We start from the raw sequence: 25515 nt of genomic DNA on the forward strand, positions 1-25515 counted from the left end.
TAATTAAAGTAAATCATCCACTACATGAAAAGCTTGACTACTTTGCCACTTATTTCCCGGTATACCGCAGAGCAACCCCGCTTTACCTTACTGGATTCCGTTGCCAACAGGATTTCCCTGATCGTGTTCTGCAGCGTTTTCAGCTTCCTGTTCATGTATATCTTCCTGCCTTTTAATATTAATATGTGGTACGAAGGACAACAGTTATCCCTGATGGCATTGTTCCTTATTTTTACCTTATGCGGGGTGGTAGTGCTGACCATCACGCAGTTTGGCCTGGCCAGGTTAAAATGGCGGCGTAAGCTCACCAATGCCACTTACCTCTGCTGGTTCCTGGGCGAAATTGTGGGCGTAGCCGTTATGGTTACCATCGTGGATGTAACCCTCACGGATACATTTTTCCTTACCTGGGCCGAATTTATCAATACCCTTCGTTACATCGCCCTTATTTTACCGCTGCCTTACTGCATTTCCCTGCTCTGGTTTTTTACCAGGGAAAAAATGGCCCAGCTCAAAAGCCTGGAAAAAGAACAGGTGATGAAAGCAGGTGACCCCTGTATCCTGATCCGTGACGAACATGACAAACCCGTGCTCACCCTGCACCCTGGCAAGTTACTGCTCATGAAAGCAGAAGACAATTATGTGCAGGTATTTTATCTCTCCGGAAATACCATCAGCAAGGAACTTATCAGAACATCCCTGAAAAAACTGGAATCGTCCCTGTCGCCCGATAATTTTGTGCGCGCACATCGCTCTTACCTGGTGAACATCTCCAAAGTGGTTCTTTTTAAGAAAAATACAAAAGGACATTACCTGGAACTGGAGGGGCTCAGTGATATCAGTGTGCCGGTATCAGCTACCTGTTTAACGGCTTTCCAGGAAAGATTCGCCCCCGTGTCCTGATTTTTACCCCCAATAGCCCCGGTTTCGCCCCAAAGTCAATGGTACCAATGCGTTCCGTCCGCGTATTTTGGTAATATCGCTATGCCACAAGGCGATAAATTAAACAACCAAGCCATCTAAATCCCACCTGCCGATGTTAAGATCCATTATTATAAGTATGGTTTGCCTGTTCGGGGTGCGCCTTACGGTTAATGCACAGATTGTGATTTCGGGCAACGTCCGCAACAGCGTTACCCAGGAAGTAGTGCCTGTTGTTTCCGTAACCATGAAGGAAGCACAGAACGGGGACTATACCAACGACCAGGGAAACTTTAAATTCTCTACCCGGAAAAATTATCCTGTTACCCTTATACTGTCATCGGTAGGCTTTGAAACAAAAGAAATCATCATTTCCGGTCCCGGATTTCAGCGCATTGAGCTGTCGCCCGCATCGGTACTGGGAAAAGAAGTGGTGGTTTCTGCCAGCCGGTTTGTACAGAAGAAAATAGAATCGCCGGTTACCATTGAAAGGATCAGCAGCAAAGATATCATCAACTCCCCGCAGCCCAGCTACTATAACATGCTGCAGGGCCTCAAAGGAGTAGACGTTACCACCTCCAGCCTCCTGTTCACCACCGTTACCACCCGCGGCTTCAATACCAGCGGCAATACCAACTTCACCCAGATAGTAGACGGTATGGATAACCAGGCCCCCGGCCTTAACTTCCCCATCGGCGCTATTATTGGTCTTACGGAGCTGGATGTAGACAACCTCGAAGTGCTGTCCGGCGCCTCGTCCGCATTATACGGCTCCCGCGGCCTCAATGGCACCATGGTAATGACCGGCAAAGACCCGTTCAAATACCAGGGACTCAGCGCACAGATCACACAGGGCGTGAATCACGTGAAAAAAGGAAAAGCCAATGATCCGCTGGGGCCATCGCCATACTACGACTGGACCCTGCGCTGGGGCAAAAAAGTAAACGACAAGTTCGCGTTTAAAATAAATGTGCAATACACCCAGGCGAAAGACTGGATGGCCAACGATACCACTAATACCAACGGTCCCGGTGGCCCGCAGCAGGATCCTAACTATAACGGCGTAAATATTTACGGCAGCAAAACATCCGTAGACATTAACCCCTTCCTGGAAGGGGCCCTGGCGCAGGTGCCGGAACTGGAACCTATCATTTCGCCCATGCTGGCGGAAGGCAGGCATATGGTAGCCCGCACCGGCTACCCGGAATACGGCTACCTGAGCAGCGATGCCAAAATGTTCAAAGCCAATGTGGAACTGCGCTATAAGATTAAACCGAAGCTGGAAGCCATTCTGTCGGGTACCTTCGGACAAGGTAACGCGGTATACAGCAATGATACCCGCTACGCACTCACCAACTTCCACCTGGGACAATACCGCGCCGAATTAAAAGCGGAGCACTGGTTTGTAAGAGCCTACACGTCCCGCGAAAATTCCGGTCGTACCATTATTGCCATGCCCACGGCACAGCTGATCAACGAAGCCTGGAAGCCCAGCTACGACGGCAACACCGGCGATGGCTGGTACCCGCAATATACCAGCGCATTGCTGGAAGCCATGTCGCAGGGTACAAGTTATATCGATGCCAGCAACCTGGCCAGGGCATTCGCCGACCAGGGCCGGCCGGGTGCCGGCAGCACACAGTTCCTGCACCTGAAAGACAGTATCTCCAACATTCCCACCTCCAAGGGTGGTACCCTGTTCACTGATAAAAGCCGCCTCTTTAATGCAGAAACCCAGTATAATTTTACGCACCTGGTAAAGTTCGCGGAATTGATTGCCGGGTTGAACTACCGCCTATACCGGCTCGACTCCAAAGGCACGCTGTTCCCGGATAACGAAGGGCCTATTGATGTAGCGGAATACAGTGCTTACGCCCATCTTACCAAAAAAGTGATCCGCGAAAAACTGAGCCTGGCCGCTGCTTTTAGGTATGATAAAAATACGTTGTTCGCCAAACCGCGTATCACCACCCGGGTATCTGCGGTATTGGAAGTGAACAAGGAAAGTTTTATCCGCTTTTCTTACCAGAATGCGTATAGCTTCCCTTCCAATATCCAGTCGCTCCAAAGTACACCGATCGATTACAACAGCTTCGCCTCCGGCGGGTCCGACAGGCTGCTCAACGGCGTATACCAGTTTAATAAATACCCGGCCTATACCCTGGAAAGCGTGGATTCATTTCAGCGCACGAAGCATCCCGCCGACCTGAAACAGTTTGCTTTAAATGATATCAAACCGCAGTCCGTAGATGCGTTCGAGTTAGGTTACTCGTCCCTCATCGCCGGCAGGGTGCTGATAGACGTGCTGGGTTATTATTCTACCTGGAAAAATTTCATTGGCTATGTAAATGTGGCCAATACCCCGGGTACGGCAGATCCCAACGCCTTCCTGGATCACAGCACTTATATCCAGTATAATATTGCGTATAACGGCGCGGAAAAGGTAAATACCTATGGCTACGCCGCCAGCGTGAGCGTGGACTTATCACATCACTTCCTGGCAAAGGTGAATTTCTCGTCCGATTTCCTGAAAAACAGGAACAACAGCCAGGTGAACAATTTCAACACGCCCAACTATAAATTCAACATCGATTTTGGAAATACCGGCTTTGGTAAGAAGGAAAAATTCTCATTTAATACTACCTTCCGTTACAGACCGGCCTATTTCTACCAGATTGGTTTTGGCAGCGGTACGGTACCCGCCTCGGCAGTCATTGATGCACAGGTGAGTTACCGGCTCCTACAGGCGCATTCCACGATTAAACTGGGTGGGGTAAATCTCACCAATACCTATTACAGAAATGGCTTCGGCAGCCCGGCCATCGGCGGTATGTACTACGTCACCTTCGCTTACAATGTTTTCTGATTTATTTAAATAAATATTTCCAAGTATGAAACGATATCCTATCTGTTTGTTATTGATTGCCCTGCTGGCAGCCTGCCAGGGTCCGGAAGTTCAGGAGAAGAGCGGTTATAAAACCCGGCTTCAGTTTGGTCCCGGTGAGGAAACAAAAATTGCGGAAGCCTTTCTGTCGCTGACAGACAGCAGCAGTATCACCTTAAAAGAAGGGACCTATAAGTTTGATAACCTCAGTATCGCCCAGGTAAATCATATCCTGATCCAGGGCGCCGGTCCGGATAAAACGATCTTCGACTTTTCGGCCCAAAGCCAGGGTGGGGAAGGCATCCGGGTAACCGATGTAAAAGGATTTACCATCGACGGCCTTACCCTGCGCGACTCCAAAGGGGACCTGATCAAGATCAATAAAAGTGAGAAAGTGGTAGTCACCAATGTGCATGCGATCTGGTCGGTGTCCGACTCCACCAGTGGTGGGTATGCCATTTACCCGGTGATGTGTAAAAATGTGTTGGTGGAAAACTGCTATGCCCAGGGCGCTTCCGACGCCGGCATCTATGTAGGACAAACCGACAGCGCTATCGTTCGTAAATGCAAAGCCTTTAAAAATGTGGCTGGGTGCGAAATAGAAAATACGTCCAATGCACAGGTGTATGATAATGAGTTTTGGGGCAACACCGCCGGCTTCCTCATTTTTGACCTGCCCGACCTGTCGAAACGCGGGGGCTTCGTAAAGGCATACAACAATTATATGCACGACAATAACGAAAAGAATTTTGCCAAATCAGGCAGCTTCGGTTCCACCTGGGGCGTGGGCAACGCTGCTCCAGGCAGTGGGGTGGTGATCCTCGCCGCATCTGATATAGAGCTGTACAACAACCGCATCATCAATAATAATTCCAGCGCTATTTCAGTGGTATCAGGATTTTTTATTGATGAAAAAGCCGGTTCAAAAATTAACGATCACTATTTCCCGATCCCCCGCAATGTGCATATACATGATAATATTATGGAAGTGGGCGCTGCTTTTCCGCCGGCAGTATACGAGCATCATACCGGGAAAATCCTGGTGGGAATAGAACAGAAATTAAATGCAGATGATCCGGCGCGTAAAAATGCCCGCCTGCCTTTCATTACCTATGATGGTATTACCACCAACATCCTCACAAAAGGTACAGCGGTGAATCCCGATTCGCTTTGTATACAGCAAAAGGGGCCCAACTTATTTGTAAATGTGGATGCCATGAACATGATGTCGAAAAACTGGAAGCCCAGTACCGATGTTACGCCTTATGTATGTAAATAGTGTTTTATTAAATTTTTTAAGGGAGATGAGGAAGTCTTGTTTATTTGTGATGTGTTTAATTTTATGGATCGCCGCCACGCAAAGTTGTCAGCAACGGCCGTCACCTGCTGCAACAGCCGGTCTGTTCCAGTTTAAACAAAAATTATCTGAGTATGGATTTTTTACCGGTGTACTCAAGGCATTACAGCCGCGTAAAGGCATCGTGAATTATGAACTGGTTACGCCACTGTTCACCGACTACGCCGTAAAAGACCGCTTTATTGTATTGCCGGAAGGAAAAAAGATGGGCTACACCGGTCATGGTTCCCTCGATTTTCCGGATTCCACTTTTATCATTAAAAACTTTGCATATACCAATCCGGCGCATGAAAAGATCATGATAGAAACGCGCCTGCTGTTTAAAGATCCGGCAGACCGGCAATGGAAAGTAATGAACTACCTGTGGAATAAGGATCAGCAGGACGCAGAGAAATGGATCCTGGGAAAAAAGATTCCTATCACCTTCCTGGACGACAACGGGCGTGAGCAGTCCACCCTGTACCAGATGCCCAACACCAATGACTGTAAACGTTGTCATATTAATAACAGCGTACTTACGCCTATTGGTCCTAAAGCACGCAATCTTAATTTTGTGCGTCATGGGCAAACGCAGAACCAGTTGCAGCAGTGGGCCAGCAATGGCTTGCTGATGGGAATGCCTTCCCTGGAAAAAGTGCCACGGCTGCCTGATTGGAAAGACAGTATTCACTACACCGTGAATGAACGCGCACGTGCTTATCTTGATGTCAACTGCGCGCACTGTCATACCAAAGGTGGCGATGCATTTAATACCGGCTTATTCCTGGAATACGAACAAACTGCTCCGGACCATCTCGGCATAATGAAGTCGCCCGTTTCGGCGGGTGGCGGCGCCGGCGGACTGGATTACGACGTGATCCCGGGCGACCCGCTGCACTCCATCCTGGCTTACCGGATGAACAGTGTGGAACCGGGTACGGCTATGCCGGAGCTGGCGCGCACGGTGGTGCATACAGAGGGCGTAGCGTTGATCCGGCAGTGGATTGCGGCAATGAAATAACGCGCGCGGATGTTGTCTTACTCAGGATTACGCAGATTTTACTGATTAGTTTGATTTTTACTTTTGGATTTTATAAAGGATTAAGGGAGATAGAAGCGAATTTTGTCTTTCTCGCTGATTACGCTGATTTTACTGATTTTATTTTTTGAATTTTTTTGGGGAGATATAAGCGGAATATGTTCGCTTATATCTCCCCAAAATCATTATAAAAAATCCAAAAAGTAAAATCAGTAAAATCAGCGTAATCAGCGAGAAAGACAAAATTCGCGAAGGCCGAAGGCCTTCTATTTGCACGCTCCTTCCACCAGTGGGATGTTGTCGAATTTCAGCGCTTCGTTCTGGCTGTTGAACACGGGGAGGCCCTGGTGGTCGATGCTGTCGGGTAGTGCTTCGTAGGCTTCGTGGTCGGAGATTTTGAAGATTACCTGGCGGGAGCTTTCCACGCCTTCGCTGAAGAAAACGTATTTTCCACGGACGATGCCATTGCTGATTAGGCCGTTAAAGTCGCCGGTATTTTTATCTTTTTCAAAGTAATTATATACCAGGGTGCCGGTAGCTACGCTGTCGTGCATGGTTAACCGGAGCTGGATGGTATCCCTGCCGAGGACTTTTTCGAAGCAATGGTTGGATTTTTCTTTTTCCACCACGGGTGGCAATGAATCTTTGGCAGCGTTGGTTTGCTGCTGCTGGCCTTGTTGTTGGCAGGATGCAAAGATGCCTGCGCCAAGCGCCAGTAATATGTAAGGTGTTTTCATATATTGAAAGTAAGAAAAATGAGGCAAATGAAGGAAAGACGGGCCTTTTAATTCCACGGAAAAAATTGTAATTATGTGGCGCCATAGCCAAATGTGGCGATATATCTTACTAACAATGAAAAAAAGAGAATCCTTTCTGGCCGCTATGATTTGTTTGCTGGCCGTTGTCACTTCCTGTAAAAGCAGTGTTGCCCTGGCGGGGAATCATCCCGATACCGCTGTTACAGTAGCGGCCTGTAATCAATGTATGGTGATAGCGGAGCAGTCGCAGCACCGGATTATAATAGCAACAATGCCTTCCGGTGAGGTGATCTGGGAATGGAAGCCGGAAAACTCCAATGTGCAGCCGGCGCATGTAAAATGGTTCAGCAATCCCAGCGATGCCAAAATGGTGTATAACAATGAATATGTGTTAATGAATGCCTCTGGTGGTGGTGTGGCGCTGATCAGGGTAGCAGATAAGAAAACGGTTTTTTATGCCTATGCAGGCGGTAATACCCATTCCGCCGAGCTGTTGCCCGATGGCAATATTGTGAGCGCTTCCAGTACCGGCAACTACCTGATGGTGTTTAAAACAGATACCGTTCATTTCCCAGATAACGTATATACGAAAAAGATACCCATTGATTTCGGGCATAACGTGGTGTGGGATGCCGGCCGGCGAAGATTGTGGTCGGCCGCCAGGGCTCATATGCATTCATTCAGGTATAACTTCAACTGCCATGCGCCGGATTTGGTGCAGGATACCGTTTTTTCCCTGCCAGGAACAGAGGCACATGATCTCTTTCCGGTATATGGTGAAAATAATTTATGGCTGACGAATACCACCAACGTATATAAATTTGATGTTATTACACAAAAGCTGACGAAGGCCGATGTGTTGCAGGACAATATTAAAAGCGTTTCTTCCGCCGGGAACGGCCTTCCCACCATTGTGATCCGGCCAAAAGAATCGTGGTGGACGGATGAGGTGCTCGACGCCAAAGGCAGACGGCTGTTTATCCGGAAAGGATGGAAGATCTACAAAGCCAGGTGGGTAGTGCGCAATACCTTCAGCTATCCGGCGGGCGATCCGATGCATTTGTGCAGGTAAAACCCGTTAATCTTCGTACTTTTGCGGCAATGCAAAAAGAAAAATACTCATTAGGTAATATTCTTACCAATCTAAAGATCGATTCACTCAATGAAATGCAGCAGGCATCAGTGGACGCAAACAAGCATCACAATGATGTTATCCTGTTATCGGCTACCGGTTCCGGTAAAACGCTGGCATTCCTGCTGCCCATCCTGGAAAATCTCGATCCTGCTAATAAAAACACCCAGGCCCTGATCGTGGTGCCCTCCCGTGAGCTGGCCTTACAGATAGAGAAAGTGTTCAAGCTGATGGGCACCGGCTATAAGATCACCGCCTGCTATGGCGGACACCTGAGGGAAACAGAAGAGAACAACCTGATACAGCCACCGGCAGTGATTGTAGGTACCCCCGGCCGCCTGGGAGACCACATCCGCAGGGAAAATATCACTACGGCAGCCATTGAAACGCTGGTACTCGACGAATTTGATAAAACCCTGGAACTGGGATTCCAGGAGGAAGTGTCTTTCATTATTGAATCGCTTCCCAATATCAAAAAACGGATACTGACCTCCGCTACAGAATCAGTGGATATCCCTGATTTCCTGGCGCTGGACAAACCGGAAAAGCTGGACTTCCTCCCGGAAGAAGGCACGCCTGCTGCCCGTTTAACGATCAAGGAAGTGCTGTCGCCGGAAAATGATAAGGTAGAAACCCTTTTCCGCCTCATCTGCTACCTGGGCAACCGCTCTACCATTGTGTTCTGCAATCACCGCGAAGCGGTGGAGCGCACCAGTAAAATGCTGTCTGAAAAAAGTATTATCAATACCTTCTATCATGGCGCTATGGAGCAGCAGGAGCGGGATGCCGCCCTCTGCAAGTTCCGCAATGGGTCTGTAAATGTGTTGGTAACCACCGACCTGGCAGCCCGCGGGCTTGATATCCCGAATATCCGTTATATCGTGCATTTCCATCTGCCACATACAGAAGACAGCTGGACGCACCGCAACGGTCGTACCGCCAGAATGGAAGCCAGTGGCACCGCCATCCTCATCCTGTCGCCCGATGAAAAACAGATGCCTTACCTCGCGGATGAAGTGGTAGAAGATATAGAACTGCCCGCTACCTCCACCATCCCGGACAAACCGAAATGGACGACTATTTTTATTGCCGCCGGCAAAAAACATAAAGTGAATAAAGTGGATATCGTGGGATTCCTGTCTAAACAGGCGCATCTGAAGAAAGAAGATATCGGTTTAATTGAAGTGAAAGACTTCTTCTCCTTTGTAGCAGTGGTGAAATCGAAAGTGCAGAATACGCTGGAGATGATTAAAAATGAGAAGATCAAGAATAAGAAAGTGAAGATTGATATAGCGAGATAGGGATATAAGTAATTTAAAGAGGGCGTCTCAGTTATTGAGACGCCCTCTTTGTTTTTAGACAATTTTTTTTCAATTAAAGTGCTTCTTTCAATACCGGTACACTTGTTCCGTTAAAAGCCAGCACGGCGAATTTGCCATCATTTGCCGTTGTTACCGACGCAATAGGGGCTGTGGCAAACTGTTTCTGATATACCTGTTCCCCTTCCGTAAAGCCGGTTGGCAGCGGTACCGCCGCGGAATTGGTATTTGCAAACTGCACGCTGAAGATGCGGTCTATTTCCCGCTTATAGGATGCCGCTTCCGGTTCGTGATCTATATTAAATATTTTATTGGCAATCGCATCAATAAATGCCGGGTCATGGCGTTTGTTACCCGTAGTATAAATGCAATAGTAAATGCCGTTGGAATCGTTGCCATATACTTTCTTTGCTATGCACACCGGTACAGAAGCAATATTATTTATCACCTGTTGCTTTGCATTTTTCTGTATGAGGGCAATGGCTACGATGGAAAGTAATACCAGCGCGCCGCAAACCATTGTATAGGTGGAATAGCTGCTATCGGTTTTGGAAAGGTCGTAGAAAAAATAAAGCGCAAATGCACTAAAAATCAGCACCACCACGGGAAGGAATACTATTTTATGCTGTCCCCAGCTGCCTGCTGCTGCGTAATTTTTTTTCACTGCCTGATCCTGTTCAAGATCGCGTAACATTTGGGTGGTTATCATTGTTGAATCATTTACATGGGTTAGAAGCTGGTATTCCAATGTACATCAGAGATGTTATCACCTTTTGCATTGGCTAACATTCGCTCAAATATAGGAGTAGCCGGTTACAAATACAATGGTCAGGACGAACTGGATAAATTCATGAGGATAGCAACCGGATCGCTGCTAACGTTATAAGTGTAATTTTATTTAACCTTGATGACAACCTTGCCTTTTGCGCGCCCGCTTTCAACATAGGCGAGGGCTTCTGCTGTTTTCTCAAACGGAAATACCTTATCGATAACAGGGCTAATAACACCTGCGTCAATAAGTGCAGCGATCTTGCCTAACTGGTTACCTTCCGCCCGCATAAAAAGAAATGAATAATTGACATGCCGGCGTTTGGCTTTGCCGCGTACGCCAAAGCTGAGCAGCCCCATGACTATTTTCAGCGGCCAGCCCAATCTGTTTTCTTTTGCAAAAGCAGGGTCCGGGGGGCCGGATATGGAGATGAGTTTTCCGCCCGGCTTTAGTACCCGGAGGGACTTTTCGAGTGTTTTAGCATCCTGGCTGTTCAGTACTACATCGTAATCATGCAGGATGGTTTCAAAATCTTCCTTTTTATAATCAATCACCACGTCTGCGCCAAGTGCTTTTACCCATTCAACATTTGCGGTACCGGTTGTAGTGGCTACAGTAGCGCCCAGGTGTCTGGCCAATTGAATGGCAATGGTGCCTACGCCACCGGAGCCCGCCTGGATGAACACTTTTTGTCCTTTTTTCAGGTCCGCTTTTTCAACAAGCGCCTGCCAGGCTGTTAGCGCCACCAGGGGGATAGATGCCGCTTCCTCCATGGTTAGTTTTTGGGGTTTGAGCGCTACATCAGCTTCGTTGATGGCAATCAGCTCCGCGAAAGTACCAATATGATGATCTGCCGGTCGGGCGTACACTTCATCGCCTACCTTGAAGCGGCTCACTTTGGCGCCGGTTTTTGTGATCACACCTGCTACATCGTGTCCTAAAGTAAGCGGCATTTTGTAGGGGAGAATGAGTTTGAATTCACCATTTTTGATTTTGGAATCCAATAAGTTTACACTGGCAGCATGTACCTGCACCAATACTTCATGTTCCTTTACAATGGGCTCCGCGATTTCACGCAGCTGCAAATTTTCTTTCCTGCCGTAGCGATTTATAATAAATGCTTTCATGTGCGAAGTTTGTACTATGCTGTTAGAGACTGATACGTCTTTTTAGAATTAATTAAGCCAAAAGCTATTTTCGGGAAAAGCCGGTTGAGTATATAGATCAGTTTTGTATCACCCACGCGGATAGTATATTGGTTCTTTTTGAGTCCGGCTATCAGTCCTTTTACCAGTTCTTCTGTGGTCATTTTCTTATCGTTCCGGGCCGCGGTCATTTCTGTTGCTACCAGTGGTGGCAGCAGTTCAAATACCTTCACCCGGCTGTTTAAAATGCGCAGATGTTCCCTGAGCGACCGGGTGTAAAAAGCCAAAGCCGTTTTAGAAGCGGAGTAAGTAGCTTCGATCAATGATGGTACATAACTAAGTATGGAGGTAGTGTTGATAATGGCCGCTTCCTTTCTTGACTTCAACATATCCATGAACAGATTGTTCAACCGGATCACTCCGAGGTAGTTCACATTCATTTCGTAGGCGGCGCCTTCCCAGTGCTCATCATTGGTAAGCCCCAGGTTTAACGGCGGCACGCCAACACCTGCGTTATTATACAGTATATCAATACCGCCAAGATCTTTTATCCGGCTGAATAGCGCAGCTGCATCCCTGGCATCGGCTACGTCGCTGTTGATGGCGATCAGCGCCGGATGTGTTTTTTGGGCAATGTCCAGTTTCTCCTGGTTTCTGCCGGTAATAATAACCTTTGCACCATTTGCCAGGAATTGCCTGGCTGCTTCCAGGCCGATGCCAGACGCGCCGCCGGTTATCAATACCGTTTTTCCTGCTATGATCATGAGCTTAATTTTTTAAGGTATACCATTTTCGTGAAGCTTGCGGGATTAAACCCTGTCGCTAAAATTGTTTGTTTCATTTTAGGTTGTTTTGTACCTTTACTTGCATTTTGCAAGTGTAAAGATAGTATTTACTTGCAAAATGCAAGTATTTTTTTAAAATATTTTTATGGCTAAAGCAAAAAAGAGGTCGGATTGCCCGGTGAGTTGTTCCCTGGATGTATGGGGGGATAAGTGGTCGCTGTTGATTGTCAGGGATTTATTGATTGCAAAAGAGTGCTCTTACGGCGACTTTTTAAAATCGGCAGAAGGGATTGCGACTAATATTTTAGCCGCCAGGCTGGTGGCGCTGGAGGAAAATAAGATCATTGAAAAATTGGCGCACCCGGATAGTAAAGTCAAAGGGTTGTACAGGTTAACCCGTAAAGGAATTGATTTGCTGCCCGTAATGATTGAAATAAATTTATGGGCGGAAAAGTATTATGCTATACCGGAAGACAGGAAAGCGCAGTTGAAAGAAGTGAAAAAAGATAAGGCCGGATTTATAAAAGCGATGACTAAAAAGTTGGAGAGTTGAGGGGGATGGTGCCTTTTTCAAATATCTCATCTACAAAAGTCGGTTATTCGAATGTAACAATACTTTTAGATTAACATTTATGATAAAATTCAAGGTATCGATTTTTATGTCCCTGATTTATGTTTGTTGCTGGAGTTGTGTATCTGACCAATATAGAAAGGCTAACGCTCGTATATCGAATCATGTTAAGTTCTCCGGTACAATCACCTCGCTTAATGTGTCTGGAAATCATGCTTACGGGATTATAGGAATATCGGTTTTGAATACAAATAGAAATGAATTTGCAGATTCCATTCAATCTGCCATATTCCCATACAGGGTGAGTGAGGGATATGCCGAATTTTATGGCTATGTGCCCATTGAAACCAAAATTGGTTTTACTATTGAACTTGATTCGGATAAAGGAATAATGACGATCTTTGAGAAAGACAGAGTGGTAAAGAAAACAGTAGTTGCTGTTTCTCTGGAGAAAACGAATATTGAATTTGTCAGGAAAAATTCGAAGTTCAAAGGAATCCTAGGTTATCCTTCCTTGTAATAAGACTGCGTCACCTCAATCTCCCCCACGATATTATCATTAAACTCCTCCAACTCTTCCGCCGGTACCCATAACTCGTTATGTATTTCCCCACCTACATTTTCAACATTATATCTTTTCAGGAAATCGCTGCTCAAAGAAAATTTGGTAACGAAGCCGGATCCATACGCCGGAACATTCCATTCCACTGATATCTGGATGGCATACGCTTCATTCATAACCGGGTAAAAAATAGGTTGATCCGGTCTCCTGGGTGGGAACCGTTTCCAGCCGGATTGTTCAATTAAAACAAGTTCATCTGGTCCTACAGGGCGATAAAGGGTGGTTAACTCCATTGGTATTATTTGTCTATTTTTAAAGAACGAATATAGGCAAATGGCAATGAAAACCAAGCTCAACAAACCGGAAATACCGCAATACGTATTAAACGATTTCCGTCACCTTCACCGGGAGGAGGCTGATACTTCCAGCTTTGGCTATAGTAACCTGGCGCCGGAGAAAAAGATTGCCGGCCTGGAAATCTATTCCAGTGAAGGATTGCGGCCGGCGGTCGGACCTTTAAAATCTGATTTCTACCGGATCAGTATTACGCTCAGGGGCAGTGTGGATGTGCAGCTGGGACTGGAACAATTTAAACACCGCCCCGGTACCTTGAGCTTTACTTTTCCGGGACAGGTGTTCAGTAAAAGCAATATCAGCGCAGATACTTTCGGCTATTATATTTTGTTTAATGCAGATTTTCTGCAGGAAATTATTCCGGCAGATAAGGTTTCGGAGGAGTTTCCATTCTTCGATTATGCAGGCGTGCCCTTTATACAATTAGCGGAAGCGGAGATCACAGCCGTAGCGGATTTCTGTGGTAAGATCAATGAAGAGCTGCAGCATCACCGGCCGGGATGCGGGAAGGCAATCCGTATGTATCTTTATTTATTACTGCTGGAAGTAAAAAGAAGTTATGTAGCGCAACAGCTCCATTTAACGGCTACGGATACACGAACTACTTACCTGGTGCCCCGGTTTAAGAAACTGGTCAGCCAGCATTTTCTTTCAAAAAAAAGGGTAGCAGATTATGCCGCTTTGCTGGGCGTAACGCCTAATCATCTTAACCGTACCGTAAAAGATGTAACAGGCCGCACGGCCTCAGATGCCATTGCAGATATGCTGGTACAGGAAGCAAAGGCGGTATTGCGGTATACCGACACCTCGGTGGCGGAGATCTCTTACCAGCTTAATTTCAGTGATCCCGCAGGATTTAACCGCTTCTTCCGGGAACAGACCGGGCAAACGCCGCTGGCATTCCGTAAAAATGCATGATCCGGTTAATACGATGCATGATTCCGGTAACAAGGACCAGTGTTTTATATCTCAACTTTGTGGGTATAAAACAGCAACAATATGTCAGGTACATTTGAAAGTAAAAAAGTAATTATTGCCGGTGGCTCTTCAGGTATAGGCTTAGCCACTGCTGCAATGCTGGTCAAAGAAAAAGCGAATGTAACAGTTACGGGCCGTTCAGCAGCAAAGCTGGCAGCAGCGGCAGAAGAAAACCCCGGTATTCAAACAGTAGCATTGGACAGCAACAACCGGGATGAGCTGGATGAATTTTTCCGGACACAAGGAAATTTTGATCACCTGGTAATTGCGCTGAGTGGCGCCAAAGGTGCAGGTGCGTTTGCAGAGCTGTTGCTGCAAGATCTGCGGGATGGCTTCGAAGGCAAGTTCTGGCCGCAGCTGAATACCCTGCAGGCAGCGTTGCCATATGTGAATAAAGGTGGCAGCATTACATTGATTACCGCCATTTCTGCTGTGAGCAAGGCGCCGGGCGTATCCGGACTGGCGGCTATCAATGGCGCCCTGGAGCTGATGATTCCTTCCATAGCAAAAGAGATACAACCCTTACGTATAAACGCTGTTTCACCAGGCGTGGTAAATACCGCGTGGTGGGACTTCCTGCCGGCAGATACCAAAGCGGATACCTTTCAGCAATACGCGTCGCAGCTGCCCGTTGGCAGGGTAGGAGAACCCGGAGAGGTAGCGGATACGATTCTTTTCCTGATGCGCAATGGTAATATAACGGGAACGGTAATACGTTGCGATGGTGGATTGAGTTTATAATTTCCTTACACCCGCAGTGCCCTCATGGTCCGCTGAAAGGTTAGCTGCAGCAGTTCATCACTCAGGAAAAAGGGAACGCCGGACATCGTGGAGTTATCGAGATGGAATTTAACAAGGGTATAGAACGGGCCGTAGGCAATGGCCCAGAACACTTCCGGCGGCAGGTCCACTATTTCGCCTTTCTCTGTCGCATTAGCTACAAACCGCCGCATGGCGTTTTTGAAAACAATTTCCGGTGCATCGTCCTGTCTTTTGATCAGCGGGGAGTTACGGAACTGTTCTGAGAAATGGTAATGCAACGGGTTGCGTAGTACAAACTCATACCTGTTTTTCCATTGCAGCCATAAACCCGATTCAAAGTTCATGTCGGGGTCAAATCCCCTCATGCTATGCTGTACAAAAGTGGCCACTACTGCCGTATATAACTGGTTCAGCAGGTCCTCGCGGTTCCGGAAATAGATATAGATGGTAGATACCGAAATCCTGGCTGCCCTGGCAAGTTTATGCATGCTCAGGCCATCAAAGCCTTCATGAACAATCATTTCTATGGCTCTTTCCCGGATGATCCATTCTTTATTTTCGTCTTTTGCACGCATGAGGCAAAGATAAAAGAATGGTTGTTCTTTTAAAGGATCCTCCTGATTTTTATTTCAGGTGGACGAGGGAGCTGCCTGCGGGCAGTTCATAAGGCTCTTTGCCAGCTTCAAAGATCCTGGCGCTCAGCGTGCCTTTAAGCGTTAAGGTATCGCCATGGGCGTAGATCCAGCTGCCTTCCCTCAGCCCCAGTACTGGTGTGGTATTTTGGGTATGGTACTCTTTGATGCGTGTTTCACGGGTTTCGCCCATATGCTGGGAGCCGGGCAGCGGGTCCAGGTAGTGCGGGTTAAGGTTGAAAGGGATCAGTCCCATTGTTTCAAAACTGGGAGGGTACACAATGGGCATGTCGTTGGTATTTTGCATGGTTACTCCCCCGATGTTGCTGCCGGCGCTGCATCCCAGGTAAAGAGCGCCGTTGTTCACCGCATCGCGGAGTACCTGCATCAGTCCCTGTTCATGTAATTGCTTCACCAGCAGGAAGGTGTTGCCGCCCCCGGTAAAGAAACCCTTCGCATTTTTGATGGCTGCAGCGGGATCATTAAAGGTGTGGAGTCCGCGCACACGGATGCCGGTTTCTTCAAAGGCCGCCGCCGCCCTGCTGGTGTAATCGTCGTGGGAAATGCCACCCGGACGGGCAAACGGAATAAACACAATTTCTTCTACACCTGCATACAACGCTTTTATGGCCGGTTGCAGATAAGCCAGGTAATTTTCCCCAAACAACGTGGAGGTACTCGCCAGTATAAAATGCCTCATAATTAAAAAAATTAAGCAAAGGTAATTCTTCCGGCTAAATTCTCCTGGTTGCCTTGTTGGCGGCTGCAGGTGTATGTACAACCGTACTGTCTTCCTCAATGTCCACCGGCAGGGAATCTGCCGGCATTATCATATGTTGTTCTGTTGGCAGGGCAACAGTATCTGCCGTTACCTTTTTTTCGGGAGATGGAGCAGGCACACAGCCCGCAAATAATAACAAACAAAGGGTCAACTGTTCCAGGTTGGTTGATAGCATAAGAATGGTTTGTACAGTATTTTACGCAAATATCGAAATTCCACTGTGAATTGAAAAGCTCCCGCAATAAATTAATAGCCCGAATATAACAGCCGGCAAAACCATCCATTTCGCTGCCATGCCCGGTGGTAAATCCGTGCTATCCTGGTGATTTCTATCTTTTCTAAAAAAAATATTTACGGGAAATAAGCCATAGAACGGCCTCCTGCTGCCTTTAAATGTTTTTTTTACTGTTTTAATTGTAAATGTGACAATTATTTTGTTCTTTTGAATTGTCGCAGCAAAACAGTGCTGCCGGTCCTGATTTTTAAAACCTCGTTATGAAAAAACAATATCGTTATATCCGTACTGGTATCCTGGGCCTTTTGCTTTCCACGCAAGCAACGCAGGCACAAAATACAGTTACCTTCCGTCCGGATGCGCCAACTCAAACTATCAACCGCAATATTTATGGGCATTTCGCAGAGCACCTGGGAAATTGTATCTACGGCGGGTTTTATGTGGGGGATAGCTCCCATATCCCCAATACCAACGGGGTACGTAAAGACGTGATTGCCGCATTGCGTAAAATGAAAATTCCTAATCTACGCTGGCCGGGTGGCTGCTTCGCAGATACCTACCACTGGAAAGACGGGATAGGTCCGAAAGATAAAAGACCTACTATCGTAAATACCTGGTGGGGGAATGTAACGGAAGATAACAGTTTTGGTACGCACGACTTCCTCAACATGTGCGAAGAACTGGGTGCAGAACCTTACCTGTCCGGCAACGTGGGCAGCGGTACCGCACAGGAGCTGTCTGATTGGGTACAGTATACCAACTTCGCAGGTAAAAGTCCCATGTCTGACCTTCGTCAGCAAAACGGCCGTAAAGAGCCCTGGAAGGTACGCTATTGGGGAGTAGGCAATGAAGCCTGGGGTTGCGGTGGTAATATGCGACCTGAATACTATGCCGATCTTTACCGTAAGTTTGCCACCTTTATGCAAAGCGACTGGAAAAATGCACCTCTCTTTCGTATTGCTTCCGGCGCCAGTGATGGCGACTACAACTGGACAGAAGTGCTCATGAAAAATATCCCCGCGGGTTTACTCGATGGGGTTGCCCTTCATCATTACTCTTCCGTGGATTGGAACAATAAAGGAGATGCGGTTGATTTCACAGAGAAACAGTATTTCGCTACCATGAAATCGGCCCTGCTGATGGATACGCTGATCCGCAAACATACCGCTATCATGGACAAATATGATCCGAAGAAAAAGATAGCGCTGCTGGTAGACGAATGGGGCGGATGGTATAACGTAGAGGGGGGAACGAATCCTGGCTTTCTCTTCCAGCAGAACACCATGCGCGACGCCATGATTGCCGGCGCCACCCTGAACATCTTTAATAATCACTCCGACCGCGTGCGCATGGCCAACCTGGCACAGGCCATCAATGTACTGCAATCCGTTATCCTTACCAAAGGAGACAAGATGGTACTTACACCCACTTACTATGTAATGGAGATGTATAACATCCACCAGGATGCTACTTTAATCCCGGTGGATATTCACTCCAACGACTATACGTTCAATAACGAGAAACTGCCTGCAGTGTCTGCTTCTGCTTCCAAAGATAAAAACGGCATCACGCATATTTCCCTCGTAAATATTGATGCTCATAAAACGCAGGAAGTAACGCTGGATACCCGCAGCCAGGCTTATAAATCTATCAGCGGCCGACTGCTGGCCTCCGCCAAATTGCAGGACTATAACAGTTTTACAAAGCCGGATAATATTAAACCGGTAGACTTTAAAGGCGCCTCGCTGAAAAATAATACTGTCAGCGTAAAGCTGCCTCCTTTCTCAGTAGTAGTACTGGAGTTAAAGTAACGGATAACGGCGCGGTGGGATATTGGCTGAACTGGAATCCAGCCGGTATCATTCCTACCCGCCGTCATTCGTAATTTTTTACCTTTTTTTTATAAGTGTCAATACAACATTAAATATGAATTCATCCTGGGTAATAGGGGTAGACTACGGTACCGATTCGGTACGTTCTATCATTGTAGATGTGCATAACGGGAATGAAATCGCCTCGGCAGTATTTTATTACCCGCGCTGGAAAGACGGCCTGTACTGCAATGCAGCCCAGAGCCGGTTCCGCCAGCACCCGCTGGATTACGTGGAAGGGCTGGAAACCACCATCCGGCAATGCCTGCAACAGGCCGGCCCCGGAGCTGCCGCCAATATTAAAGCCATTTCGGTAGATACCACCGGTTCCACACCGGTAGCGGTTGACGAAACCGGTACGCCGCTGGCGCTTACGCCGGCCTTCCAGGATAATCCAAACGCCATGTTTGTGTTATGGAAGGATCATACCGCCCTGAAGGAAGCAGCGGCGATCAACGCCACTGCCGCTACATTTGAAGAAAATTACCTCCGCTTTGTGGGCGGCATTTATTCATCGGAATGGTTCTGGGCAAAATTGCTGCATATTCTTCGTGCAGACGAAGCCGTTAGGAGCGCCACCTACTCGTGGGTGGAACATTGCGACTGGATACCATTCCTGCTTTCCGGTGGAAAACATGTCAGCCAGCTGAAACGCGGCGTTTGCAGCGCAGGGCATAAAGCGCTGTTTGCAGCAGAATTCGGTGGCCTTCCGCCGGATGCATTCTTCTCTGCCATCGACCCGTTACTGCAGGGATTCACACAACGGCTCTTTACAAAAACATATACCTCCGGCGAAGCCGCAGGGCATCTTTGCCCCGAATGGGCAGAGCGGCTGGGGCTTCCTACCAGTGTGGTGATAGGCATCGGTGCGTTTGATGCGCACATGGGTGCGGTAGGCGGACAAATAGAACCCTACCACCTCAGCAAGGTAATGGGTACTTCCACCTGCGATATGCTGGTGGCGCCCATGGACGAAATGAAACATACACTGGTAAAAGGTATCTGCGGACAGGTACCGGGTTCTGTGATCCCCGGTATGATGGGCATGGAAGCGGGGCAATCGGCCTTTGGTGATGCCTACGCCTGGTTCAGCAACGTACTGGCGTGGCCGTTGCAACACCTCCTGCCGTCATCTTCCCTGATCGATGCAGAAACCGCCGCCAAACTGGCGCAGGAAACTTCCGCCAGGATGATCGTTGAACTGGCAAAACAGGCAGCACAGATCCCTCCGGAAGAACACAGTGAACTGGGCATCGACTGGCTTAACGGCCGCCGTACACCAGATGCGGATCAGTCGCTCAAAGGCACCCTCACCGGCCTGAACCTCGCTACAGACGCACCGCGTATTTTCCGCACCGTGGCGGAATCTACCTGCTTTGGCGCCAAAGCCATTGTAGAAAGATTTGAAAGGGAGGGCGTTCCTGTAAAGGGATTGATAGGCATTGGCGGCGTAGCCAAAAAGTCGGCTTTCATCATGCAAATGATGGCCGATGTAATGAATATGCCGATCCGTATTCACCGCTCCGAACAAACCTGCGCACTCGGCGCCGCCATGTTTGCCGCCACTGCAGCAGGATTGTTTAACAGGGTGGAAGATGCGATGGAAGCAATGGGACAGGGATTTGAAGTTACCTATCACCCGGATAGCCAACGCGCGGGCATATACGAAAACAGGTACCAGAAGTATAAAGCATTAGGCGCATTTACTGCCGCCATCACCATTGACTAATTTTGTATGCAACAGTATCAACATATCCGGCAGGCAGCATACGAAGCCAATATGCAACTGCCCGCATTGGGACTGGTCCTCTTCACCTTCGGGAATGTAAGCGCAGCAGACCGGCAGCTGGGCGTGTTTGCCATCAAACCCAGCGGTGTTCCCTACCCGGAACTATCTCCCGAAAAAATGGTGATAGTGGACTTCGATGGTAAAACAGTAGACGGGCAATTGCGCCCTTCTTCTGATACCCTCACCCATGCGGTATTATATAAACACTGGGAACACATTGGCGGTATCGTGCATACCCACTCCACTTATGCTACCGCATGGGCGCAGAGTCAGCGCGATATTCCCATTTATGGCACTACGCACGCCGACCACAACACCGTGGATATTCCCTGCGCCCCGCCGATGTCTGATGAAATGATCGCTGGTGACTATGAATACCAGACCGGCTTCCAGATCATGAATGCATTGACGGAACGCGGACTTAGCTATGAAGATATTGAAATGATCCTGGTAGGGAACCATGCACCCTTCACCTGGGGCAAAACTCCCGCCAAAGCAGTATATAACAGCGCCGTACTGGAATCAGTGGCACAAATGGCGTATCTCACGGAGTCGATTAACGGGAATGCACCACGACTGAAAGATGCGCTGATCCGGAAACATTTTGAACGTAAACACGGCCCCAATTCCTATTACGGGCAATAAACCAAGCAACATGATTAATCTGAAGAATTTCGAAATCTGGTTTGTAACCGGCAGTCAGCACCTGTACGGAGAAGAAACATTAAAACAGGTAGCCGCACACAGCCAGGAAATTGCCGCCTCCCTGCACAAGGATACACGCATACCCGTTACCGTGGTTTACAAACCCACTGTAAAAACACCGGACGAAATTTACGCCGTATGTATGGAAGCCAATGCTGCTCCCAACTGTATCGGGGTAATCACCTGGATGCATACTTTCTCCCCCGCCAAAATGTGGATCCGTGGCCTGAAAGCATTATCCAAACCCATCTGCCACCTGCATACCCAATTCAACCGCGATATCCCCTGGAGTGAAATAGATATGGACTTCATGAACCTGAACCAGAGCGCACATGGCGACCGGGAGTTCGGATTTATGATGAGCCGCATGCGGATGAGCCGCAAGGTGATCACCGGTCACTGGCAGGACCCGGAAGTACTGGAGGAACTGGGCGCCTGGGCAAGGGTAGCCGCCGGCTGGCACGACTGGCAGGGAGCACGCTTTGTTCGTTTCGGCGACAATATGCGCTTCGTGGCAGTAACCGATGGCGATAAAGTAGAAGCAGAATCCAAACTGGGTTTCTCCTGCAACACGCATGGCATTGGTGATCTCGTAAGTGTGATCAATGGTATTTCGGATGGAGCAGTTGCTTCTCTCGTAAAAGAATACGGGGATGCATATACGATATCTGCTGCATTGTTGCAGGACCCCGCCCTGAAAGACGCCGCTCGCATAGAACTCGGGCTGAAAGCATTCCTGGAAGACGGGAACTTCAAAGGTTTCTCCGATACTTTTGAGGACCTGCATGGTATGATACAACTGCCTGGCATTGCGGTGCAACGCCTGATGAAAGCCGGTTACGGCTTTGCCGGTGAAGGCGACTGGAAAACAGCCGCATTGGTGCGGGCCATGAAAGTAATGGGCAGCGGTTTAAAAGGTGGTAACTCCTTCATGGAAGACTATACCTATCATTTTGATCCGTCTAATCCAATGGTGCTCGGTTCCCATATGCTGGAGATATGTGAATCCATTGCCAGCGGAAAACCATCCTGCGAGAAGCATCCGCTGGGCATAGGAGGGAAGGCTGACCCGGTAAGACTGGTATTCAATTCCGCGGCAGGACCAGCGATCAACGCTTCACTGGTGGATATGGGCAACCGTTTCCGCCTGCTGGTAAATGAAGTGGAAGCGGTGGAGCCGCCACAGGACCTGCCGAAGCTGCCGGTAGCCCGCGTGTTATGGAAGCCTTATCCTGATATGAAGAAAGGCTGCACCGCCTGGATACTGGCTGGTGGCGCGCATCATACCTGTTACAGCCAAAACCTTACCTCCGTACATATGCAGGACTTTGCAGAAATGGCGGGTATTGAACTGGCACTGATAGGAAAGAACACCGACCTGCGTGAGTTCAAAAATGAACTGCGCTGGAACGATGTATCCTATAAATAATTCCACCTGCCGGCGGGAGGCGCTTAAACACCACCGCCGGCTGCTTTATAACTTGCCAACTTCTTAAAGCAAAAGCTAATAAACTGCCCGTTATGCAAAACATCCTTTCCACCGGCGATATACTCGTCTTCATTACTTATTTCATTATTGTTTCCGTATACGGTTACTGGATATACAAACGAAAAAAGAAAACCGAAACGAATACAAAAGACTTCTTCCTCGCGGAAGGGACCCTTACCTGGTGGGCAATCGGGGCATCCCTGATTGCATCAAATATTTCTGCAGAGCAGTTTATCGGCATGAGCGGTGATGGTTATTTTGTAGGTATTGCCGTAGCCGCCTATGAATGGGTGGCCGCAATAGCCCTTATCATCATTGCCGTCTGGTTTATTCCCATCTACCTGAAGAATAAAATTTATACTATGCCGCAGTTCCTGAAAACGCGGTATAATGAAACGGTAGCGTTGATCATGGCTATCTTCTGGTTATTTCTCTATGTGTTCGTTAACCTCACCTCTATTCTATACCTCGGCGCACTGGCCATCAATGGCCTGCTGGGAGGCGATTACCTGCATGTGGTGATGATTGCGCTCTCCATATTTGCCATCATTATTACGCTCGGCGGTATGAAGGTAATCGGTTATACAGATGTGATCCAGGTGGCGGTATTGATTATCGGCGGATTGGCCACCACGTATATGGCCCTCACACTGGTGAGTGAGAAGTTTGGCCTGGGACACAACGCCCTGGCTGGTTTTAATGCCCTCATGAAGGATGCGCCGGATCACTTTCATATGATCCTGGCAAAACCAGATGCCAACTCTTCGCAGGAATATATCAACAAGTACCTGGTGCTTCCGGGTATCCTGATGTATGCCGCCGGTCAGTGGATTGTGAACCTCAACTACTGGGGTTGTAACCAGTATATTACACAACGCGCACTGGGAGCCAATCTGCAAACTGCCCGTAACGGTATCCTCTTTGCAGGTTTACTGAAGATCATGATGCCCATCATCGTCATGTTGCCAGGTATTGCGGCGTATGTACTGCAGAAAAACGGGCACCTGCCTGGCCTGGCCAGTAAAGACGGCGCTTACGCAGCGATCCTCGGCTTTTTGCCTTCCGGGCTGAAAGGCTTATCCATAGCGGCATTAACTGCTGCTATCGTAGCTTCCCTGGCGGGTAAGGCCAACAGTATCTCTACTATTTTTACCCTGGATATATACCGTAAATATATTAAGAAGGATGCCTCTGAAGCAAAACTGGTATGGACTGGTCGCATCACCGTAGTAGCTGCCATGTTGCTGGGCATCCTCTTTACCTGGAACGATTTGCTGGGTATTGGCGGTGAGGGCGGATTTACCTTTATCCAGAAATATACCGGCTTTATCAGTCCGGGCGTATTTGCCATGTTCCTGTTGGGTATGTTCTGGAAACGCACTACCGGCGCCGCTGCCGTGGCAGGGATTATCACCGGGTTTACGCTGTGTGTGTTCTTTAACCAGTTTGCACCTGCCGTACTTGGTCATGAAACTATTTTCTATACAGCCTATCCAAATGGTAAAGGCGGTTACGAAATTCCTTTCCTCATCTGTATGGGACTGGCTTTTATGTTTACCATGATCGTGATGATCGTTATCAGCTTTGCCGGACCAAAAGTAAATCCGAAAGCCTTTGTACTTGATAAGGCTATGTTCAAAATTACCCCGGCAACCACTGTGCTGATCGTAATAACATTGCTGTTATTATCCGCGCTGTACATCCGCTTCTGGTAAGCGAATGTTGTCTTTCTCGCTGATTACGCTGATTATAATGATTTTTTTGATTTTATTCTTTTTGATTTTACACGATTTTTAGATAGGGTTTACCGGAACTATAGAAAAAATAAAAATCAAGAAAATCATTATAATCAGCGTAATCAGCGAGAAAGACAAAATCCGCGTTGTACTTTTACCGCCTAATTTATTGTTATGAAAAGATATTCGCAGCAGACCCGGTTATTATTCGCCGTTGATTGTATCATTTTTGGCTTCGATGGCCAGGAAATGAAACTGCTGCTGATACAAAGGGGTTTTGAGCCCTGTAAGGGGCAATGGAGCCTGGTAGGCGGTTTTATACAGGAGCACGAAAGCGCTGAAGATGCAGCCAGCAGGGTGTTAAAAAATCTCAGCGGACTGGATGGCATTTATATGGAGCAGCTCCATACCTTCAGTTCCCCTTCCCGTGATACGGTAGAACGCACTGTATCGGTGGCTTACACCGCACTGATCGATATTCAGAAATACAAACAGCAGCTGAATGAGGATTTTCACGCAGTGTGGTTTCCTATTAACCATCATCCGGACCTCATTTTCGATCATAAGGCGATGGTAGACCTGGCAAAGGAGAAGCTGCGCTATAAGGCTGCATTGCACCCGCTGCTGCTTGAACTGCTGCCGGCTAAATTCACCATCCCGCAATTACAACATCTGTACGAATCTGTTTATAACATCTCTTTCGATAAAGGTAATTTCAGCCGCAAGATCCTTTCTACCAAATTGCTGGTAAAGCTGGCAGACAAAGACAAGCTAAGCTCCAAGAAGGGCGCCTTTTATTACAGGATCGACCGGAAAAAGTATAACGCCAATTTCCACGCCTTCCTGAACTTTGTCCCCGATCCGCACATGCTGCAACATAACGACGGGGTATAAACGAAAAGGTAAAGTGGGTAAATTATTAGTGCGCACCGGGTTTGAACCATCCGGGGCAAGAAAAAAAC

At 47.9% G+C, this 25515-nt stretch carries 24 protein-coding genes; 16 read left to right on the forward strand and 8 right to left on the reverse strand.

The genetic code is table 11. From position 1 onward, the window contains the following. Nucleotides 1-24 precede the first annotated feature (24 nt). The 4 genes from AB6805_RS23295 to AB6805_RS23310 all read left to right on the forward strand — a co-directional run bounded on the left by AB6805_RS23295 (nucleotide 25) and on the right by AB6805_RS23310 (nucleotide 6162). The gene (locus AB6805_RS23295) at nucleotides 25-903 is read left to right on the forward strand and encodes a LytTR family DNA-binding domain-containing protein (RefSeq protein ID WP_370911855.1); all 879 of its coding nucleotides are present in this window, start codon (nucleotides 25-27) and stop codon (nucleotides 901-903) included. 133 nt (nucleotides 904-1036) lie between these two features. Beyond that, on the forward strand, nucleotides 1037-3787 hold the full coding sequence (locus AB6805_RS23300; protein ID WP_370911856.1) for a carboxypeptidase-like regulatory domain-containing protein: 2751 nt from the start codon (nucleotides 1037-1039) through the stop codon (nucleotides 3785-3787). 25 nt (nucleotides 3788-3812) lie between these two features. Then, nucleotides 3813-5084, forward strand: a complete 1272-nt coding sequence (locus AB6805_RS23305) for a parallel beta-helix domain-containing protein (protein WP_370911857.1) — start codon at nucleotides 3813-3815, stop codon at nucleotides 5082-5084. A 25-nt stretch (nucleotides 5085-5109) separates the two neighbouring features. Continuing rightward, the gene (locus AB6805_RS23310) at nucleotides 5110-6162 is read left to right on the forward strand and encodes an SO2930 family diheme c-type cytochrome (RefSeq protein WP_370911858.1); all 1053 of its coding nucleotides are present in this window, start codon (nucleotides 5110-5112) and stop codon (nucleotides 6160-6162) included. Nucleotides 6163-6446: 284 nt separating this feature from the next. Here AB6805_RS23310 and AB6805_RS23315 read toward each other — a convergent pair whose 3' ends face one another. Then, on the reverse strand, nucleotides 6447-6917 hold the full coding sequence (locus AB6805_RS23315; protein WP_370911859.1) for a hypothetical protein: 471 nt from the start codon (nucleotides 6915-6917) through the stop codon (nucleotides 6447-6449). A 115-nt stretch (nucleotides 6918-7032) separates the two neighbouring features. Here AB6805_RS23315 and AB6805_RS23320 point away from each other — a divergent pair, with 115 nt between their 5' ends. Both AB6805_RS23320 and AB6805_RS23325 read left to right on the forward strand, forming a co-directional pair. Continuing rightward, nucleotides 7033-8010, forward strand: a complete 978-nt coding sequence (locus AB6805_RS23320; RefSeq protein ID WP_370911860.1) for a DUF6528 family protein — start codon at nucleotides 7033-7035, stop codon at nucleotides 8008-8010. After that, nucleotides 7929-9371: a DEAD/DEAH box helicase gene (locus AB6805_RS23325; RefSeq protein WP_370911861.1), complete on the forward strand. Its 1443-nt coding sequence runs from the start codon at nucleotides 7929-7931 to the stop codon at nucleotides 9369-9371. The genes AB6805_RS23320 and AB6805_RS23325 overlap by 82 nt, the downstream gene beginning before the upstream one ends. A gap of 73 nt (nucleotides 9372-9444) precedes the next feature. On the opposite strand, the gene AB6805_RS23330 is transcribed toward AB6805_RS23325, so the two are convergent. From AB6805_RS23330 to AB6805_RS23340, 3 genes are all read right to left on the reverse strand, one after another. Then, nucleotides 9445-10098: a hypothetical protein gene (locus AB6805_RS23330; protein ID WP_370911862.1), complete on the reverse strand. Its 654-nt coding sequence runs from the start codon at nucleotides 10096-10098 to the stop codon at nucleotides 9445-9447. A 185-nt stretch (nucleotides 10099-10283) separates the two neighbouring features. Then, nucleotides 10284-11285 carry an NADP-dependent oxidoreductase gene (locus AB6805_RS23335; protein ID WP_370911863.1) on the reverse strand — a complete coding sequence of 334 codons (1002 nt, stop codon included), beginning with the start codon at nucleotides 11283-11285 and terminating at the stop codon, nucleotides 10284-10286. A 14-nt stretch (nucleotides 11286-11299) separates the two neighbouring features. Beyond that, nucleotides 11300-12067: an SDR family oxidoreductase gene (locus tag AB6805_RS23340; protein ID WP_370911864.1), complete on the reverse strand. Its 768-nt coding sequence runs from the start codon at nucleotides 12065-12067 to the stop codon at nucleotides 11300-11302. Nucleotides 12068-12233: 166 nt separating this feature from the next. On the opposite strand from AB6805_RS23340, the gene AB6805_RS23345 reads away from it, so the two are divergent. Both AB6805_RS23345 and AB6805_RS23350 read left to right on the forward strand, forming a co-directional pair. Beyond that, nucleotides 12234-12641 (forward strand): winged helix-turn-helix transcriptional regulator, encoded by a 408-nt coding sequence (locus tag AB6805_RS23345; protein WP_370911865.1) that lies wholly within the window; start codon nucleotides 12234-12236, stop codon nucleotides 12639-12641. Nucleotides 12642-12858: 217 nt separating this feature from the next. Continuing rightward, on the forward strand, nucleotides 12859-13179 hold the full coding sequence (locus AB6805_RS23350; RefSeq protein ID WP_370911866.1) for a hypothetical protein: 321 nt from the start codon (nucleotides 12859-12861) through the stop codon (nucleotides 13177-13179). Here AB6805_RS23350 and AB6805_RS23355 read toward each other — a convergent pair. Further along, nucleotides 13164-13514 (reverse strand): ADP-ribosylation/crystallin J1, encoded by a 351-nt coding sequence (locus AB6805_RS23355; protein WP_370911867.1) that lies wholly within the window; start codon nucleotides 13512-13514, stop codon nucleotides 13164-13166. The two genes, AB6805_RS23350 and AB6805_RS23355, sit on opposite strands and share 16 nt — an antisense overlap. A gap of 40 nt (nucleotides 13515-13554) precedes the next feature. Here AB6805_RS23355 and AB6805_RS23360 point away from each other — a divergent pair, with 40 nt between their 5' ends. Both AB6805_RS23360 and AB6805_RS23365 read left to right on the forward strand, forming a co-directional pair. After that, on the forward strand, nucleotides 13555-14493 hold the full coding sequence (locus AB6805_RS23360) for a helix-turn-helix domain-containing protein (RefSeq protein WP_370911868.1): 939 nt from the start codon (nucleotides 13555-13557) through the stop codon (nucleotides 14491-14493). Between the two features lie 81 nt (nucleotides 14494-14574). Further along, nucleotides 14575-15294, forward strand: coding sequence for an SDR family oxidoreductase (locus AB6805_RS23365; RefSeq protein WP_370911869.1), 720 nt, complete (start codon nucleotides 14575-14577; stop codon nucleotides 15292-15294). Between the two features lie 5 nt (nucleotides 15295-15299). Here the strand turns inward: AB6805_RS23365 and AB6805_RS23370 are convergent, their stop codons facing one another. From AB6805_RS23370 to AB6805_RS23380, 3 genes are read right to left on the reverse strand one after another with little or no spacing between them, the layout of a single operon-like run. Further along, complete coding sequence (locus tag AB6805_RS23370) at nucleotides 15300-15890, reverse strand: TetR/AcrR family transcriptional regulator (protein ID WP_370911870.1); 591 nt, start codon at nucleotides 15888-15890, stop codon at nucleotides 15300-15302. 49 nt (nucleotides 15891-15939) lie between these two features. Then, nucleotides 15940-16647 (reverse strand): dipeptidase PepE, encoded by a 708-nt coding sequence (gene pepE, locus AB6805_RS23375; RefSeq protein WP_370911871.1) that lies wholly within the window; start codon nucleotides 16645-16647, stop codon nucleotides 15940-15942. Nucleotides 16648-16681: 34 nt separating this feature from the next. Further along, a complete protein-coding gene (locus tag AB6805_RS23380) occupies nucleotides 16682-16903 on the reverse strand; it encodes a hypothetical protein (protein WP_370911872.1) in 222 nt (73 codons plus the stop codon). Between the two features lie 320 nt (nucleotides 16904-17223). Here AB6805_RS23380 and AB6805_RS23385 point away from each other — a divergent pair, with 320 nt between their 5' ends. From AB6805_RS23385 to AB6805_RS23410, 6 genes are all read left to right on the forward strand, one after another. Continuing rightward, on the forward strand, nucleotides 17224-18774 hold the full coding sequence (locus AB6805_RS23385; protein ID WP_370911873.1) for an alpha-N-arabinofuranosidase: 1551 nt from the start codon (nucleotides 17224-17226) through the stop codon (nucleotides 18772-18774). Nucleotides 18775-18889: 115 nt separating this feature from the next. Beyond that, nucleotides 18890-20563, forward strand: coding sequence for a ribulokinase (locus tag AB6805_RS23390; protein ID WP_370911874.1), 1674 nt, complete (start codon nucleotides 18890-18892; stop codon nucleotides 20561-20563). A 6-nt stretch (nucleotides 20564-20569) separates the two neighbouring features. After that, nucleotides 20570-21268: an L-ribulose-5-phosphate 4-epimerase gene (locus tag AB6805_RS23395; protein WP_370911875.1), complete on the forward strand. Its 699-nt coding sequence runs from the start codon at nucleotides 20570-20572 to the stop codon at nucleotides 21266-21268. A gap of 10 nt (nucleotides 21269-21278) precedes the next feature. Continuing rightward, the gene (araA, locus tag AB6805_RS23400; protein ID WP_370911876.1) at nucleotides 21279-22757 is read left to right on the forward strand and encodes an L-arabinose isomerase; all 1479 of its coding nucleotides are present in this window, start codon (nucleotides 21279-21281) and stop codon (nucleotides 22755-22757) included. 92 nt (nucleotides 22758-22849) lie between these two features. Continuing rightward, entirely contained in the window at nucleotides 22850-24532 is a 1683-nt protein-coding gene (locus AB6805_RS23405; RefSeq protein WP_370911877.1) for a sodium/solute symporter, read from the forward strand. Nucleotides 24533-24727: 195 nt separating this feature from the next. Continuing rightward, nucleotides 24728-25447: an NUDIX domain-containing protein gene (locus tag AB6805_RS23410; RefSeq protein ID WP_370911878.1), complete on the forward strand. Its 720-nt coding sequence runs from the start codon at nucleotides 24728-24730 to the stop codon at nucleotides 25445-25447. The last annotated feature ends 68 nt before the right edge of the window (nucleotides 25448-25515 follow it).

The sequence above is a fragment of the Chitinophaga sp. RCC_12 genome (assembly GCF_041360695.1).
GTDB lineage: Bacteria > Bacteroidota > Bacteroidia > Chitinophagales > Chitinophagaceae > Chitinophaga.